This window comes from Pseudomonas sp. OA65 (assembly GCF_017498305.1).
Lineage (GTDB): Bacteria > Pseudomonadota > Gammaproteobacteria > Pseudomonadales > Pseudomonadaceae > Aquipseudomonas > Aquipseudomonas zanjanensis.
Genome location: NZ_JAGDEZ010000044.1, coordinates 16,508 through 31,799, shown reverse-complemented (window position 1 = coordinate 31,799; position 15,292 = coordinate 16,508). Strand labels below are relative to the sequence as shown.

The following is a 15,292-nucleotide window of genomic DNA, read 5'->3' as shown; positions in this document are numbered from 1 at the left end:
GTGGAACAGCGAGAGCGGATATAGACAATAGGAGTCGACTTCAACTTCAGGTGTCGACAATGTCCAAGCTATCCCGCTTCATTTTTCGCTTCATCCTGCTCATCACACTGCTGTGCTTCTTACGATCGGACTCGACACCACCTCGGGTTGATGCGGAACCAGGAGAAGGTTCCCGCCAACGCCGGTAACGCTCTTGGGCTCGGTGAACCAAGCTTGCCGCCCACCACTTAGTGAAACCGGGGACAGGAAGCGAGGGGGACAGGCCACAATTTTGGTCCGTCTATAATCGGCCAATCTCATAATCGTGGTCTGTCCCCCGCTTTCCGCGCCCCCCTTTCTCCCAAAACAAAAACGTCCGGCGCAGTCAAGCTCCATCCAACCTTAGAACGAGGGATTGGAACGCTGAACGCTTGCCTACACAGCACCAAAAGACCAGAATAACGACCTAAATCGGAGTCTTATCTATGCAGAATATCCTGGCCGATGTGGCCGTCAGCGTATCCGAACTCAAGAAGAACCCCTCTGCCGTCCTGAGCGGTGCCAACGGCTTGCCCGTGGCCGTGCTGAATCACAACCGCGTTATGGGCTATATGGTCCCTGCCAACGTGTACGAGGCGATGGTTGAGCGCTTGGACGAACTGGAACTGGTTCACTTGGTCAAGGCACGGCTCGACGCCAACGAAACACCCGTTCGAGTATCCCTCGACGATCTCATCAGCGAGGCCGAGGCAGATATCGCCAATGGCCGTTGAGTACGGAGTCGAGTGGGATCCGAGAGCGCTGAAGGAACTGCGCAAACTCGACGGCACCATCCGCCTCCAGTTTTTGCGAAAGCTCCAAGAACGGCAGGCCGGGCCACGAGTGCCAGGAGATGCGCTTCACGGCATGAAGGACTGCTACAAGATCAAATTGCGCGGCGCCGGTTACCGACTCGTGTACCGCGTTGAGGATGGACGGATTGTCATCCTGGTGCTGGCCGTCGGCAAGCGGGAACGAAGCAGAGGGAAAAGGGAACAGATTTATTTTCTAGCTCGCTGCCAGCTGATCCAAGCGAATCCATTCGATGGAAGCCCTCAGGGCAGCAAAAAATAAATCTGTCCCCTTTCCCCCTTTTCCCGCAATGCGCGGGTACGTGCCTTGAACAGGGCTTCGTTCGCTTGGTTGCGCTGAGAACCTCACCGTTGGCCGGCTAACCTATTCAGTCGTCCAGAGCCATCATGAGACTGGGGACAGACCACAATTTTGAGGTCCCTTGTAATCGACCCGTCTCATAGTCGTGGTCTATCCTCGTGTTCCCTGCCAAGCACGCGGTAGATCGAGAGTGGCATCGGATGTCAAAAATGAGCACTGCTTGCATTGTGCCATTAGTACGCTATAAGTAATGGAAACCCTGTCCCCTCGCCGAAAGGAAGCAATTATGCGAGCCGTACTACTGCTTTCAGCGACGCTGTTGAGCGGCTGCACCACGACTGAGAATTTTTTTGAAGCCTTCAAGCAACAAAACCTTGCCAATCAAGGCTATTCATCCAGATTAATAACCCCCGAATCCACGGCCCCTACCAGCATTGAAGACCTGCTTAAGAAGGGAGAGGATTCAACCAGATCGGAGAATGAGCAAAGAAAAATCAGAAACTTTGAGCAATCTAAACTCCTTGCCAAATCAGAAGTAAATTGCAACTACTTTGTTGAGAGTATCCACAACCAGCGCGCCGCAAGAAATATAAGCTTCGGCACAATGACAACTATCGCCTCAACTGCTGCTGCCATCGTGGCAGGCAGAGCAGGTCAGAACCTTGCAGGTGCAGCCGCCGTCCTCAGTTCCACCAACAACTCGATTAATCAAGAGATGTACCAGGGCATCTTAATGCCCGCTATCACCAAAGAAATCCTTCAAACAAGAAAGGATCTATACGCAAAAATTGCTACGCGCCAGCAAGATGATATTAGTGCCTACCCATACCCTTTAGCAATAGTCGACGCAATTGCCTACCACAACCTCTGTTCCATTCCATTCGCTCTCGTAGGTTTAGTAAACAAGGCAGAAGCAGCCCCAGCTAGCACTATTGATAACAGCGCGGCAATCCTCTCAATTGACAATGAAATAAATAGAATAAAAAACTTACTCAACGACTCAAGCCTGAGCTTTTCATCCGCAGAGAAGTCTACTCTTAGCAAACAGATACTTGCACTAAATGAGCGCCGAAACTTATTCGTAACCGCCTATGCCTTGCCCCAGGTCAAAGGCCAACCTGGCAATCAGCCCCATTCTTTAGCTCCGCCCGTTGCGCCGGCAACTGATACTCCTGTCCCACTTTCTATTCCTGGTCTCGAAGCTCAGTAAGTGAAACTAGGGACGGACCACGATTGAGTTATTTTATAATCAGCCCTTCTCATCACCGTGATCTGTCCCCGATCGGACACTTAATCCATCCGAATCGCCGGGGCGATATATTTCACCGGTGGGGAAAGGTGGATGGATTTATTTTCTAACCAGCAGCTAATTGATCCAAGCAAATCCATTCGATGGAAGCCCGCAGCGCAACGAAGCAAAAAATAAACTGCCCCCTTTTTCGCTGTTGAAACAGTACGTGGCATCTAAAATTTATCGAGGCCCGCGAAACTGATGATTTGCATCCCCACTCACGATGGATAAAAAATACTCTTTAAATGCTTCTTCGAAAACACTTGAAGTCGGAAATACACTTACAGAGATATCAACAAAGCTGAATTGATAAATTCTATTCAAAACATCACAGACTTTAATCATATATTTGGCAGGATGCTCCTCATCAAAACCCGTAGGAGTAAAACCGTCCAAATATATTTGCTGACAATCGCTTTTTAAATTACGCATCTGCATGCTACCTGACAACCGCATAGCAGCTATTACCCACCGATGAATCCCTATTGATTTTTTATAGCCCCCATGAGAAAAATTACCCAAAGCAACATAAGTACTCTCCCAAGAATGCAAGCACTCTCCAGTACCTATAATTGAGAATGACTTAGTTAAATCTCTATTATTGGGAAAAATATCATCATAGAGCTTTGCACCATTATAGAAAACAACCCCCAAATCACGCTCAACCTGCTGAAGGAGCTCATCGAAGTGTTTCTTGTGGGAGGTCAACTCGTTAAATCTAGTCGCACTGCGGCTTTGAATTGCTGCGTCCTTCGAAATTTTTGCACTTTGCCAAGCTGCTACCGCCGCAGCAAATGTTCCTATAGCAGAAACTATTCCCACAAAATCGGTCATACTTATTTTGCCAGGGGTAATTTTAAAAAAAATACCTCCTGCTATAAACAGTCCAAAACTGACACACCAAACTACCCAATCAGGTCCTCGCCGCACTCAATTTCCCCCTCATTCTAGAACTTTAAAAAGTAGTAACGAGAGAAGGGACAGATTTATTTTCTAGCCCGCTGTCAGTTGATCCAAGCAAATCCATTCGATGAAAATTCTCAGCGCAGCGAAGTAAAAATAAATCTGTCCCCTTTTCCCTTGGGATCCCTCAGGGTCTGCCCCATTTTCCATGTCCCGGTTTTCCAGTCGTGCCTTCAAAGAGATGCGAAAGTCCCGACTCAATACGAAGTTACGATCGCCAAGGCCAACTGCTGGTCCGTCATCAGCGCCGGCCTGTATGTCGTACGGTAATAACGTACGGCCTGCTCAAACTGAGCGCCGCGAATTTCGCCATCTGAGCCAATGAACGCAAGCGCATCGGCCTTGGCAGGCTTGAAGTTTTTCGCAGCCAGCGCAGAAAGCCCCGTCGTCCCCGAAAGGAGGAAGGTTGGAGCCATCGTTATCATCATCATCGAGTTTTGATACGAGCCCCGATCTTCCGCATCAGCTTGAGCGCTGATCGAGACCGTGATCGCGATTGCCAACGTCTTCCATGAACCCATACTTTGATACTTCCATTGCGATCAAAGGGTTGATATCGGTGGCTGTTTTCAAAAACTCTTTCAAACGCCACACAACAAAAAAAGGCCCACCTTTCGGTGAGCCCTTCTAGACCGCCCAGCAGAGCGGATTTTGTTTGGTAGGCGCGATTGGACTCGAACCAACGACCCCCACCATGTCAAGGTGGTGCTCTAACCAACTGAGCTACGTGCCTGCTGTGAGGCGGCATTCTACGGAATTCCGGAGGGGTGTCAACACCTTTTTTTCACCTAACCCTATGAATATGCAAAATATTTAATTTCCCTGCCGCAACGAAGATTCGGGGGTGGCTGGCGGCCGATTTTTATCTCGGGTAGGATCGTCGCATTCGTAAAAAATATAAAACAGAGGTTCCAGAATGACGAACACATCCTACCCAGCGTCCTATTACGCCGCATCGGCCAACCCGGTTCCGGCGCGCCCGGCTCTGCAGGACGACGTCGAGACTGATGTGTGCGTCATCGGCGCGGGTTATACGGGGTTGTCTTCTGCGCTGTTTTTGCTGGAAAACGGTTTCAAGGTCACCGTGCTGGAGGCAGCCAAGGTCGGCTTTGGCGCTTCGGGTCGCAACGGTGGGCAGATCGTCAACAGCTATAGCCGCGACATTGATGTGATCGAGCGCAGCGTCGGCCCGCAGCAGGCGCAGTTGCTGGGCAACATGGCGTTCGAAGGCGGACGGATCATTCGTGAGCGGGTGGCTAAATATCAGATTCAGTGTGATTTGAAGGACGGCGGTGTGTTCGCCGCCCTCACCGCTAAACAAATGGGCCACCTGGAGTCGCAGAAGCGATTGTGGGAGCGTTTCGGTCATACCCAGCTGGAACTGCTGGATCAGCGGCGCATTCGCGAGGTGGTGGCTTGCGATGAGTATGTGGGCGGCATGCTCGATATGAGCGGCGGGCACATTCATCCGCTCAACCTGGCCTTGGGCGAAGCGGCGGCTGTGGAGTCGCTGGGCGGGGTGATTTATGAGCAATCGCCCGCGGTGCGCATCGAGCGTGGTGCGAGCCCGGTTGTGCATACGCCACAAGGCAAGGTCAGGGCCAAGTTCATTATCGTGGCGGGCAATGCTTACTTGGGCAATCTGGTGCCGGAGTTGGCGGCCAAGTCGATGCCTTGCGGTACTCAGGTGATCGCTACTGAGCCGTTGGGCGATGAGCTGGCTCGCAGCTTGTTGCCGCAGGATTATTGCGTCGAAGACTGCAATTACCTGCTCGATTACTACCGGTTGACGGGTGACAAGCGCCTGATCTTCGGTGGCGGCGTGGTGTATGGCGCGAGGGATCCGGCGAACATCGAGGCGATCATTCGGCCGAAGATGCTCAAGGCGTTCCCGCAACTCAAAGATGTGAAGATCGATTACGCCTGGACCGGAAACTTCCTGCTGACGCTGTCGCGTCTTCCGCAGGTCGGGCGGCTGGGGGATAACATCTATTATTCCCAGGGCTGTAGCGGCCATGGCGTGACGTATACGCACTTGGCGGGCAAGGTCCTGGCCGAGGCGCTGCGTGGGCAGGCTGAGCGTTTTGATGCGTTTGCGGACCTGCCGCACTACCCCTTCCCCGGCGGTCAGTTGTTGCGTACGCCGTTTGCGGCGTTGGGGGCTTGGTATTATGGGTTGCGGGATCGGTTGGGGTTCTGAGACTTCAACACCGAAGGGCTGCTTTGCAGCCCAGCGGGAGCAAGCTTCCTCGCCACGGGGCCTGTTTCAATTTTTCAAATCCTGAAAACAAAAAACCCCGGTCTTTCGACCAGGGTCTTTGCTATCGACTAGAAGTAGCTTTGCAGCTTGCTTCCTAGCTTCAAGGCGTTCAGTGGGCCTCGAAGCAGATATGGCGCAGCGGACGGGACTCGAACCCGCGACCCCCGGCGTGACAGGCCGGTATTCTAACCGACTGAACTACCGCTGCGTATCGCTATGGACTTGCGTCCAGTTAACTCGTCTGATCAAAACCCTTGGGTCTGGATCTCGAACCAGGCGAACCTGCTTCGGAAAATATGGCGCAGCGGACGGGACTCGAACCCGCGACCCCCGGCGTGACAGGCCGGTATTCTAACCGACTGAACTACCGCTGCGCGTCGGTGGAGGCTTTTGACAGCTTCCGTCTTGCTTTCGCAAAACTCTCGTAAAACATGGTGGGTGATGACGGGATCGAACCGCCGACATTCTGCTTGTAAGGCAGACGCTCTCCCAGCTGAGCTAATCACCCTTTGCTTCGTTGAGGCCGCGAAATTTACGCAGGTACCGAAGCTAAGTCAATAGCAGGATTGAGTTTTTTTCAAAAACAGCTTCGAGCGGCAAGCTTCAAGCTGCAAGTCAGAAGCGTCAGCAGCACCAATCGCTTGCAGCTTGTCGCTCGCCACTTGCAGCTGCTACTTATTCATAAATCATTTTCTTGGTCATGCCACCGTCCACCACGAACTCCTGCCCCGTGACAAAACCGGCATTGCGCGACAACAGCCACGCCACCATCGCCGCTACGTCCTCTACCGTACCGACCCTGCCGGCAGGATGCTGGGCGTGATCGGCATCGGTCAGGGGTTGCGCGCGACGTTGGGACGGATCTCGCGCATCGATCCAGCCGGGGCTGACAGCGTTGACCCGGATCTCCGGCCCAAGGCTGATTGCCAGGGCATGAGTCAGGGCCAACAGGCCGCCCTTGCTCGCCGCATAGGCCTCGGTGTCGGGTTCCGATTGCGCGGCGCGGGTCGAGGCCAGATTGACAATGGCGCCGTTGTGGGCGCGCAGATACGGCGCACAGTGCTTGGCCAGCAGCATCGGCCCACCCAGGTTTACCGCCAGGACCCGATTCCAATAAGCCAGGTCCAGGCTTTCCAGGGTGATGTTGTGCGGGTCGGCGATGGCCGCGTTGCACACCAGCGCGTCGAGCCGTCCAAACTGCCCGAGCACTTCGGCGATACCGGTGGCGACCTGCCCTTCGTCCGCCACGTCCATCGCGATGAACCAGGCGTTGTCGCCCAGGGTCTTTGCCACCTTGGAACCGCGCTCGCGGTCCAGGTCGGTCAGCACCACCTGCCAGCCCTCACAGATCAGCCAGGCAGCGATACCCAGGCCGATGCCCCGTGCGGCGCCCGTAACCAGTGCAACCCGGCCATGAGTGCCGCTCGGCGGCGTCGCCAGCTCGATCACAAGGCCGCCAACCCGCGGGCCAGGTCGGCTTGCAGGTCCGCTACATCTTCCAGGCCGACCGCGACGCGGATCAGGCTGTCACGAATACCCGCCGATTCACGCTCTTGGGGCGACAGGCGACCATGGGAGGTGGTGCTCGGGTGGGTGATGGTGGTCTTGCTGTCGCCCAGGTTGGCCGTGATGGAAATCAATCGGGTCGCATCGATGAAGCGCCAGGCGCCCTCCTTGCCACCCTTGACCTCGAAGCTCACCACGGCGCCGAAACCGCGCTGCTGACGCAAGGCCAGGTCATGTTGCGGATGGCTCTTGAGGCCGGCGTAATGCACTTTTTCGATGCCGTCCTGTTGTTCCAGCCACTCGGCCAGGGCCTGGGCGTTGGCGCAATGGGCTTTCATGCGCAGGCCGAGGGTTTCCAGGCCCTTGAGGAAGACCCAGGCGTTGAACGGGCTGAGGGTCGGCCCGGCGGTGCGCAGGAAACCCACCACTTCTTTCATCTGCTCGCCACGACCAGCCACCACGCCGCCCATGCAACGGCCCTGGCCGTCGATGAACTTTGTTGCCGAATGCACCACCACGTCCGCGCCCAGCTTCAGCGGTTGCTGCAGCGCGGGGGTGCAGAAGCAGTTATCGACCACCAGCATGGCGCCCTTGGCGTGGGCGATTTCCGCCAGTGCGGCGATGTCCACCAGTTCGGCCAGGGGGTTGGAAGGCGACTCGACGAAAAGCAGCTTGGTATTGGCCTTGATGGCAGCATCCCAAGCGGAAAGGTCCGCCAGGGGCACGTAATCGACTTCCACACCGAAACGCTTGAAGTACTTTTCGAACAGGCTGATGGTCGAACCGAAGACACTGCGCGATACCAGCACGTGATCGCCGGCACTGCAAAAGCTCATCACCACAGCCATGATCGCGGCCATGCCGGTGGCGGTCGCCACGGCTTGCTCGGCGCCTTCCAGAGCGGCGATGCGCTCCTCGAAGGCCCGCACGGTCGGGTTGGTGTAGCGCGAGTAGACGTTGCCCGGCACCTCGCCGGCAAACCGCGCCGCCGCATCGGCAGCGGTGCGGAACACGTAGCTGGAGGTAAAGAACATCGGATCGCCATGTTCGGCTTCCGGTGTACGGTGCTGACCCGCGCGAACCGCCAGGGTATCGAACGCTACGCCTTCAAGGTCGCTGTCCAGTCGACCGGCATCCCAATCCTGACTCATGCTGTCACTCCTTTAATCGGTTAAACGCAAACCGGCCCCTCGGGGCCGGTTGGTGACTCAGTTGTTGTACAGATCGATGATCGCACTGACCGCCTGGGTCTTGGCCTTGGACGCATCGTTACGGGCGTTCTCGATCCTGTTCAGGTAGACCTCGTCGATGTCGCCGGTGACGTACTTGCCGTCGAAGACCGCGCAATCGAACTGCTCGATCTTGATCTTGCCGCCGCCCACCGCTTCGATCAGGTCCGGCAGGTCCTGGTAGATCAACCAGTCGGCACCGATCAGGTCGGCCACGTCCTGGGTGGTGCGGTTATGAGCGATCAGCTCATGGGCACTCGGCATGTCGATGCCGTAGACGTTCGGGTAGCGTACGGCCGGGGCCGCGGAGCAGAAATACACGTTCTTGGCGCCGGCTTCACGGGCCATCTGGATGATCTGCTTGCAGGTGGTGCCACGGACGATGGAGTCATCCACCAGCATCACGTTCTTGCCGCGGAATTCCAGTTCGATGGCGTTGAGCTTCTGGCGTACGGATTTTTTCCGTGCGGCCTGGCCGGGCATGATGAAGGTCCGGCCGATGTAGCGGTTTTTCACGAAGCCTTCGCGGAACTTCACGCCCAGATGGTTCGCCAGTTCCAGGGCCGCGGTGCGGCTGGTGTCCGGGATCGGGATGACCACATCGATGTCGTGCTCCGGACGCTCGCGCAGGATCTTGTCGGCCAGTTTCTCGCCCATGCGCAGGCGCGCCTTGTAGACCGAGACACCGTCGATGATCGAGTCCGGACGGGCCAGGTAGACGTGCTCGAAGATGCACGGGGTCAGGGACGGGTTGGTCGCGCACTGACGGGTGTGCAGCTTGCCGTCTTCAGTGATGTAGACCGCTTCGCCCGGGGCCAGGTCGCGGATCAGGGTGAAGCCCAGCACGTCCAGGGACACGCTTTCCGAGGCGATCATGTACTCGACACCTTCGTCGGTGTGACGCTGGCCGAACACGATCGGGCGGATGCCGTGGGGATCGCGGAAACCGACGATGCCGTAGCCGGTGATCATCGCCACCACGGCGTAGCCGCCGACGCAACGGTTGTGCACGTCGGTCACGGCGGCGAACACGTCTTCTTCGGTCGGCTGCAGCTTGCCGCGCTGAGCCAGTTCATGGGCGAACACGTTGAGCATCACTTCCGAGTCGGAACTGGTGTTGACGTGGCGCAAGTCAGATTCGTAGATCTCCTTGGCCAGTTGCTCGACGTTGGTCAGGTTGCCGTTGTGCGCCAGGGTGATGCCGTAAGGCGAGTTGACGTAGAACGGCTGGGCTTCAGCCGACGTCGAGCTGCCCGCGGTCGGGTAGCGCACATGGCCGATACCCATGTGGCCGACCAGGCGCTGCATGTGGCGCTGGTGGAACACGTCGCGCACCAGGCCGTTGTCCTTGCGCAGGAATAACCGGCCGTCATGGCTGGTCACGATACCGGCAGCGTCCTGGCCGCGGTGCTGGAGCACGGTTAGCGCGTCATACAGCGCCTGATTGACGTTCGACTTACCGACGATACCGACGATGCCACACATGCGACGCAACCCCTACTTAATGGATCTGAACTGAACACACTTACTGCGGCGTTTTGGCCGTCGGCAAGAGGTGTTCCTTGAACGGTATTTCAGCGGGTACGCTGATACCGCTGGCAAGCCACTGACTACTCCAACCCAGGATCAGGTTTTTGGACCAGTCTGCGACCAATAGAAATTGTGGCACGAGCCGGGACTCCTGCCACCACGTATCCTGCTGCACCGGCCCCAGGCTCAAGAGCCCGACGGCCACGACCACCAGCAACGCGCCACGCGCCGCGCCGAAGGCCATGCCCAGGAACCGGTCCGTCCCGGAAAGCCCGGTGACGCGAATCAGTTCGCCGATCAGATAATTGATCATTGCGCCCACCAGCAAGGTGGCGATAAACAAGATGGCACAGCCCGCGATCACGCGGGCCGAGGGAGTTTCGATGTATCCGGCGAGGTACTGGGACAGCGAACCACCAAACATCCAGGCGACGACTCCCGCGATGATCCAGGTCAGCAGCGAGAGGGCTTCCTTGACGAAGCCTCGGCTCAGACTGATCAATGCGGAGATGGCGACGATCGCAACGATCGCCCAGTCAACCCAGGTAAATGGCACGGTGCAGCCTACAGACGGATAAGGCGGCGCATTTTAGCAGAGCGCAGGGCTGTCGGTAAGCTGCGTGATTCAAATCAGCAAAATCGCTGTTAACCACGCTCTGGCTGGAAGCGCACCACAAAACCCTTGAGGTTCTGCTGGCGGCTGAGCAGGTCACGCAGGCGGTCAGCCTCGGCGCGCTCGATCAGCGGACCGACAAACACCCGGTTCTTGCCGTCGGCGGAACGGATGTAGGCGTTATAGCCCTGGCTGCGCAGGGTTTTCTGCAGGTTCTCGGCACTTTCGCGACTGGTCAGGCTGGCCAGTTGCACCGACCAACTGACCGACAGGCCATTAGCGTCCACACGACTCTGGGTTGTGTCCGGCTTGGTCGGAGCAGCGGTGATCGGCTGGCTCGGGGCCGGCTTGACCGCCGGTGCCGCTGGAACAGGCACGGGTGCCACAGCCGGTTTGCTCGGTGCGGCAGGAGTTGGCACAGGAGCCGGTGCGGGCGCAATCGGCGTGGAAGGCGCGACAGGTTGCTCAGCCAGCTCCTCGTCGCTTGGCACAGGCTCTTGGGGCAACGCCTGGGGCTCAGGCACGACCACGGGCTCGACCTGCACGGGCGGCACCGAAGGCGCCTGGGGCGCGGCCGGCGCGTCGACCGTGACCTGGCGCTGCTCGTCCTGACGGGAAAACAGCATCGGCAGAAAAATCACCGCCAGGGCCACCAACACCAGGGCCCCGACCATGCGCTGCTTGTACGCCTTATCCAGCAATGCCATCTGCAGCTTCCTCCGTGGAGCGCCGGGCCAACCATTGAAGGGCCTCGGCAACACAAAAAAATGATCCGAACAGCAGGATTTCGTCATCGGCTGTCGCCAGCTCGCACTGCCCTTCCAGGGCAGCAGCCACGCTGGCGTAGGTTTGCACTGGGGCGCCGTGACGCTGCAAGGCTTCCTGTAACTCAGCCGCCGTACGCGAGCGCGGCGAATCCAGCGGCGTCACCGCCCAGTGCTGGACACTAGCATTCAACGCCTCGACAACGCCATCCAGATCCTTGTCGGACAGCAGCCCGAACACGGCCAGGCGCCGCCCCGCCACGGGCCGTCGGGCCAGGCGCTCGGCCAGGTACTGCGCCGCATGGGGGTTATGGCCGACGTCCAGCAACAGGTTCAGGCGCTTGCCTTGCCAATCGAACTGACGGCGATCGAGGCGCCCGACCACACGGGTCGCCTGCAACGCCTGGACAATGTGCCCGGCCTCCCAGGGCAAGCCCAGCAACAGGTAGGCCTGGAGCGCCAGTGCGGCGTTTTCCATCGGCAGGTCCAGCAGCGGCAGGTCGCGTAATTCCACCGGATTGCCGCGCAGGTCAGTGCCGCGCCACTGCCAATGCTGCTCGGTCATCGCCAGGTCGAAGTCCCGCCCCCGCAAAAAGAACGGGCAGCTCAGCTCACGAACCTTGTCCAGCAATGACTGGGGAGGATTGAGATCGCCACAGAGTGCAGGCGCCCCCTGGCGAAAGATGCCGGCCTTCTCGAAGGCCACGGATTCGCGGGTATCGCCCAGGTAATCGGCATGGTCCACGCCAATGCTGGTGACCAACGCAATGTCTGCGTCCACCAGGTTGACCGTATCCAGGCGCCCGCCCAGGCCGACTTCCAGCACGACCGCGTCGAGACCGGCACGGGCAAACAACCAGAACGCCGCCAGGGTGCCCATTTCGAAATAGGTGAGGGTTGTATCGCCTCGCCCGGCTTCCACCGCGGCAAAGGCTTCGCACAGCTGGGCGTCAGTGGCTTCGACGCCGTTTACCTGCACCCGCTCGTTATAGCGCAGCAGGTGCGGCGAGCTGTAGACACCGACGCTCAGCCCCTGGGCCCGCAGCAGCGAAGCCACGAAGGCGCAGGTCGAACCCTTGCCGTTGGTGCCGGTGACGGTGATGACCCGGGGCGCCGGCTTGGCCAGTCCCATGCGGGACGCTACCGTTCGCGAGCGCTCCAGCCCCATGTCGATGGCCGTTGGATGCAACTGCTCGAGGTAGGCAAGCCAGTCGCCCAGGGTGCGTTGGGTCATAGCCCGGCAGGCACTGGCGGAACGACGATCGGCTCGATCGGTGCGGCGACGAACTTCGGCGTCGGCAGCCCCATCAGTTGCGCCAGCAGGTTGCCCAGGCGCGGACGCAGCTCCTGACGATGGATGATCATGTCGATGGCGCCGTGCTCCAACAGGAATTCACTGCGCTGGAAGCCTTCCGGCAGTTTTTCACGCACGGTCTGCTCGATCACACGCGGCCCGGCAAAACCGATCAGGGCTTTCGGCTCGCCGACGATCACGTCGCCCAGCATCGCCAGACTGGCGGAAACACCACCGTAGACGGGATCGGTCAGCACCGAGATGAACGGAATGCCTTCTTCACGCAAACGCGCCAACACCGCGGAGGTCTTGGCCATTTGCATCAGGGAAATCAGCGCTTCCTGCATCCGCGCACCGCCGGAAGCGGCGAAGCAGATCATCGGGCAACGGTTTTCCAGGGCATGGTTGGCGGCGCGAACGAAACGCTCGCCGACGATGGCGCCCATGGAACCGCCCATGAAGGAGAATTCGAAAGCCGAGACCACCACCGGCATGCCCAGCAAGGTGCCGCTCATGGATACCAGGGCGTCTTTTTCACCGGTCTGCTTCTGGGCTGCGGTCAGGCGATCCTTGTACTTCTTGCCGTCGCGGAATTTCAGGCGATCCACTGGTTCCAGGTCGGCCCCCAGCTCCACGCGGCCTTCTGCGTCGAGGAAAATATCGATACGGGCACGCGCACCGATGCGCATGTGGTGGTTGCACTTGGGGCAAACGTCCAGGGTTTTTTCCAGCTCGGGACGGTACAGCACCGCCTCACAGGATGGACATTTGTGCCACAGACCTTCGGGCACCGAGCTTTTCTTCACCTCGGAACGCATGATCGAAGGGATCAGTTTGTCTACCAACCAGTTGCTCATGCTTTCTTTCTCCAGTACCGGCGGCCCGAACGCTCTGGTTCGCGGCCCCGCGTATGCCCTTGAGCTAAATTCATTGTGCGGCGAGGATCGAACGGCCACCACGGTCAGCGCGAAACATGACCTGCGTACAGCCCAATCTCCTCAACCATCCCGGCAACCGCTGCACTGCGGTTGCCCCTACGTTATCGGCCCACCCGAAGGTGGTGCCTGCCTGCTTTGTACAGTGCAGGTATGGACGGCGGCAGTCTGCCAGCCGTCACATTGACTACTGGCTGTTGCGAACAGCAGCCATGAACGCACGAATCTTTGCCGGATCCTTGATGCCCTTGCCCTGCTCCACCCCGCCGCTCACGTCCACCGCGTAAGGGCGAACCTGGCGAATGGCCGCGGCGACGTTTTCCGCCGTCAGGCCACCGGCCAGGATGATCGGCTTGCTCAAGCCTCGTGGCACCAGCGACCAGTCGAACGCTTCGCCAGTACCACCGGGCACGCCTTCCACATAGGTGTCCAACAAAATGCCGCTGGCACTGGCAAAGGCGTCGCAAGCGGCGGCGATGTCGTCACCGGCCTTGACCCGCAACGCCTTGATGTACGGACGATGCCAGCCTTCGCAATCGGCCGGAACTTCATCGCCATGGAACTGCAACAGGCCCAGCGGCACCGCATCGAGGATTTCGCCCAGCTCGCAACGACTGGCATTGACGAACAACCCCACCGGGGTCACGAACGGCGGCAGGGCCTGGATGATCGCCCGCGCCTGCTGCACCGTCACCGCCCGTGGACTCTGGGCGTAGAACACCAGCCCGATGGCATCGGCCCCGGCCTCGACCGCCGCCAACGCGTCCTCGACGCGGGTGATCCCGCAAATCTTGCTGCGAACGACCGGCATGGTGAGTAAAACCTCAGGCAAATCCGTGAAAGTCCCGGATGGTAACAAATGCTGCGGGGGGCGTCAGCCGTCGAGTTCCGAGAAGCCCGTGAGGAAATGTGGCCCGATGTATCGCTCTGGCAGCTCGAATTCATCGCGATATTCGACCTGTACCAGGTACAAGCCAAACGGGTGCGCCGTGACACCACCGGAACGGCGGATACGACTATCGAGCACCTCCTTGATCCACTCCACCGGCCGCTCGCCAGCGCCGATGGTCATCAGCACGCCGGCAATGTTGCGCACCATGTGGTGGAGGAAGGCACTGGCGCGGATGTCGAGCACGATCATCTTGCCGTGACGGGTCACTCGCAGGTGATGCAACTCCTTGATCGGCGACTTGGCCTGGCACTGGCCGGCACGGAAGGCGCTGAAGTCATGGACGCCGACCAGGTATTGCGCCGCCTCGGCCATGCGCTCGACGTCCAGCGGGCGATGGTTCCAGGTGATTTCTTCGTTCAGGTGCGCCGGGCGGATCTGGTCGTTGTAGATCACGTAGCGGTAACGCCGGGCGATGGCCTTGAACCGCGCATGGAAATGCGCCGGCATCACCTTGGCCCAGCTAACGCTGACGTCGTGGGGCAAGTTGATGTTGGCGCCCATGACCCAGGCCTTCATCGAACGCTCGACCTGGGTGTCGAAATGCACCACCTGGCCGCAGGCATGCACGCCGGCATCGGTACGGCCGGCGCAATGCAGCGACACGGGCGAGTCGGCGACTTTGGACAGCGCGTTTTCGAGGGTTTCCTGCACCGTCAATACACCGGACGCCTGGCGCTGCCAACCACGGTAGCGCGAGCCTTTGTATTCAACGCCCAAGGCGATCCGGAAAAAGCCGTCGGCCGCCATTTCGGCGGCCGGGTTGTCTATGTTTGCCAAGAAATTACAGCCTGCTGAAGTACGCAAAGGCGGGCATTATAAGGCCG

The 15,292-nt window shown here is 58.7% G+C and carries 15 protein-coding genes and 4 tRNA genes; 4 read left to right on the top strand and 15 right to left on the bottom strand.

Features of this window, described 5'->3' with window-relative positions; translation table 11 throughout:
* Nucleotides 1–464: 464 nt before the first annotated feature.
* From J3361_RS25115 to J3361_RS25105, 3 genes are all read left to right on the top strand, one after another.
* Complete coding sequence (locus J3361_RS25115) at nt 465–752, top strand: type II toxin-antitoxin system Phd/YefM family antitoxin (RefSeq protein WP_207966811.1); 288 nt, start codon at nt 465–467, stop codon at nt 750–752.
* Nucleotides 742–1,092 carry a type II toxin-antitoxin system RelE/ParE family toxin gene (locus J3361_RS25110; RefSeq protein WP_207966810.1) on the top strand — a complete coding sequence of 117 codons (351 nt, stop codon included), beginning with the start codon at nt 742–744 and terminating at the stop codon, nt 1,090–1,092. The genes J3361_RS25115 and J3361_RS25110 overlap by 11 nt, the downstream gene beginning before the upstream one ends.
* Before the next feature lie 325 nt (nt 1,093–1,417).
* Nucleotides 1,418–2,341 carry a hypothetical protein gene (locus J3361_RS25105; RefSeq protein WP_207966809.1) on the top strand — a complete coding sequence of 308 codons (924 nt, stop codon included), beginning with the start codon at nt 1,418–1,420 and terminating at the stop codon, nt 2,339–2,341.
* A gap of 261 nt (nt 2,342–2,602) precedes the next feature.
* Here the strand turns inward: J3361_RS25105 and J3361_RS25100 are convergent, their stop codons facing one another.
* The 3 genes from J3361_RS25100 to J3361_RS25090 form a co-directional block, all read right to left on the bottom strand.
* Entirely contained in the window at nt 2,603–3,256 is a 654-nt protein-coding gene (locus tag J3361_RS25100; protein ID WP_207966808.1) for a hypothetical protein, read from the bottom strand.
* Between the two features lie 326 nt (nt 3,257–3,582).
* Nucleotides 3,583–3,906 carry a DUF2388 domain-containing protein gene (locus J3361_RS25095; protein ID WP_207966807.1) on the bottom strand — a complete coding sequence of 108 codons (324 nt, stop codon included), beginning with the start codon at nt 3,904–3,906 and terminating at the stop codon, nt 3,583–3,585.
* Between the two features lie 135 nt (nt 3,907–4,041).
* Nucleotides 4,042–4,118, bottom strand: a tRNA-Val gene (locus J3361_RS25090).
* Nucleotides 4,119–4,301: 183 nt separating this feature from the next.
* Between J3361_RS25090 and J3361_RS25085 the strand changes: the two genes are divergently transcribed.
* A complete protein-coding gene (locus J3361_RS25085) occupies nt 4,302–5,585 on the top strand; it encodes an FAD-binding oxidoreductase (RefSeq protein ID WP_207966806.1) in 1,284 nt (427 codons plus the stop codon).
* A gap of 191 nt (nt 5,586–5,776) precedes the next feature.
* Here the strand turns inward: J3361_RS25085 and J3361_RS25080 are convergent.
* The 12 genes from J3361_RS25080 to truA all read right to left on the bottom strand — a co-directional run bounded on the left by J3361_RS25080 (nt 5,777) and on the right by truA (nt 15,215).
* Nucleotides 5,777–5,853 (bottom strand) — tRNA-Asp (locus J3361_RS25080).
* A gap of 89 nt (nt 5,854–5,942) precedes the next feature.
* Nucleotides 5,943–6,019 (bottom strand) — tRNA-Asp (locus tag J3361_RS25075).
* Between the two features lie 58 nt (nt 6,020–6,077).
* Nucleotides 6,078–6,153, bottom strand: a tRNA-Val gene (locus tag J3361_RS25070).
* Nucleotides 6,154–6,320: 167 nt separating this feature from the next.
* Nucleotides 6,321–7,094: an SDR family oxidoreductase gene (locus J3361_RS25065; RefSeq protein WP_207966805.1), complete on the bottom strand. Its 774-nt coding sequence runs from the start codon at nt 7,092–7,094 to the stop codon at nt 6,321–6,323.
* Entirely contained in the window at nt 7,091–8,302 is a 1,212-nt protein-coding gene (locus tag J3361_RS25060) for an O-succinylhomoserine sulfhydrylase (RefSeq protein ID WP_207966804.1), read from the bottom strand. The genes J3361_RS25065 and J3361_RS25060 overlap by 4 nt, the downstream gene beginning before the upstream one ends.
* Before the next feature lie 57 nt (nt 8,303–8,359).
* On the bottom strand, nt 8,360–9,865 hold the full coding sequence (gene purF / locus J3361_RS25055) for an amidophosphoribosyltransferase (RefSeq protein ID WP_207966803.1): 1,506 nt from the start codon (nt 9,863–9,865) through the stop codon (nt 8,360–8,362).
* A gap of 40 nt (nt 9,866–9,905) precedes the next feature.
* Entirely contained in the window at nt 9,906–10,466 is a 561-nt protein-coding gene (locus J3361_RS25050; RefSeq protein WP_030142022.1) for a CvpA family protein, read from the bottom strand.
* Between the two features lie 89 nt (nt 10,467–10,555).
* On the bottom strand, nt 10,556–11,230 hold the full coding sequence (locus J3361_RS25045) for an SPOR domain-containing protein (protein ID WP_207966802.1): 675 nt from the start codon (nt 11,228–11,230) through the stop codon (nt 10,556–10,558).
* Complete coding sequence (gene folC, locus J3361_RS25040; RefSeq protein ID WP_207966801.1) at nt 11,214–12,521, bottom strand: bifunctional tetrahydrofolate synthase/dihydrofolate synthase; 1,308 nt, start codon at nt 12,519–12,521, stop codon at nt 11,214–11,216. Before folC ends, J3361_RS25045 begins: the two co-directional genes overlap by 17 nt.
* Nucleotides 12,518–13,438 carry an acetyl-CoA carboxylase, carboxyltransferase subunit beta gene (accD, locus tag J3361_RS25035; protein WP_003179765.1) on the bottom strand — a complete coding sequence of 307 codons (921 nt, stop codon included), beginning with the start codon at nt 13,436–13,438 and terminating at the stop codon, nt 12,518–12,520. Before accD ends, folC begins: the two co-directional genes overlap by 4 nt.
* 265 nt (nt 13,439–13,703) lie before the next feature.
* Complete coding sequence (locus J3361_RS25030) at nt 13,704–14,327, bottom strand: phosphoribosylanthranilate isomerase (protein WP_207966800.1); 624 nt, start codon at nt 14,325–14,327, stop codon at nt 13,704–13,706.
* Between the two features lie 63 nt (nt 14,328–14,390).
* Nucleotides 14,391–15,215 carry a tRNA pseudouridine(38-40) synthase TruA gene (truA, locus tag J3361_RS25025; RefSeq protein ID WP_003203852.1) on the bottom strand — a complete coding sequence of 275 codons (825 nt, stop codon included), beginning with the start codon at nt 15,213–15,215 and terminating at the stop codon, nt 14,391–14,393.
* Between the last annotated feature and the right edge of the window lie 77 nt (nt 15,216–15,292).

Bases quoted from the DNA above. Each gene is read 5' to 3' on its own strand.
- J3361_RS25115 (WP_207966811.1), top strand. From the start codon at position 465: ATGCAGAATATCCTGGCCGATGTGGCCGTCAGCGTATCCGAACTCAAG.
- J3361_RS25110 (WP_207966810.1), top strand. From the start codon at position 742: ATGGCCGTTGAGTACGGAGTCGAGTGGGATCCGAGAGCGCTGAAGGAA.
- J3361_RS25105 (WP_207966809.1), top strand. From the start codon at position 1,418: ATGCGAGCCGTACTACTGCTTTCAGCGACGCTGTTGAGCGGCTGCACC.
- J3361_RS25100 (WP_207966808.1), bottom strand. From the start codon at position 3,256: ATGACCGATTTTGTGGGAATAGTTTCTGCTATAGGAACATTTGCTGCG.
- J3361_RS25095 (WP_207966807.1), bottom strand. From the start codon at position 3,906: ATGGGTTCATGGAAGACGTTGGCAATCGCGATCACGGTCTCGATCAGC.
- J3361_RS25085 (WP_207966806.1), top strand. From the start codon at position 4,302: ATGACGAACACATCCTACCCAGCGTCCTATTACGCCGCATCGGCCAAC.
- J3361_RS25060 (WP_207966804.1), bottom strand. From the start codon at position 8,302: ATGAGTCAGGATTGGGATGCCGGTCGACTGGACAGCGACCTTGAAGGC.
- purF (WP_207966803.1), bottom strand. From the start codon at position 9,865: ATGTGTGGCATCGTCGGTATCGTCGGTAAGTCGAACGTCAATCAGGCG.
- J3361_RS25045 (WP_207966802.1), bottom strand. From the start codon at position 11,230: ATGGCATTGCTGGATAAGGCGTACAAGCAGCGCATGGTCGGGGCCCTG.
- folC (WP_207966801.1), bottom strand. From the start codon at position 12,521: ATGACCCAACGCACCCTGGGCGACTGGCTTGCCTACCTCGAGCAGTTG.
- accD (WP_003179765.1), bottom strand. From the start codon at position 13,438: ATGAGCAACTGGTTGGTAGACAAACTGATCCCTTCGATCATGCGTTCC.
- J3361_RS25030 (WP_207966800.1), bottom strand. From the start codon at position 14,327: ATGCCGGTCGTTCGCAGCAAGATTTGCGGGATCACCCGCGTCGAGGAC.
- truA (WP_003203852.1), bottom strand. From the start codon at position 15,215: ATGGCGGCCGACGGCTTTTTCCGGATCGCCTTGGGCGTTGAATACAAA.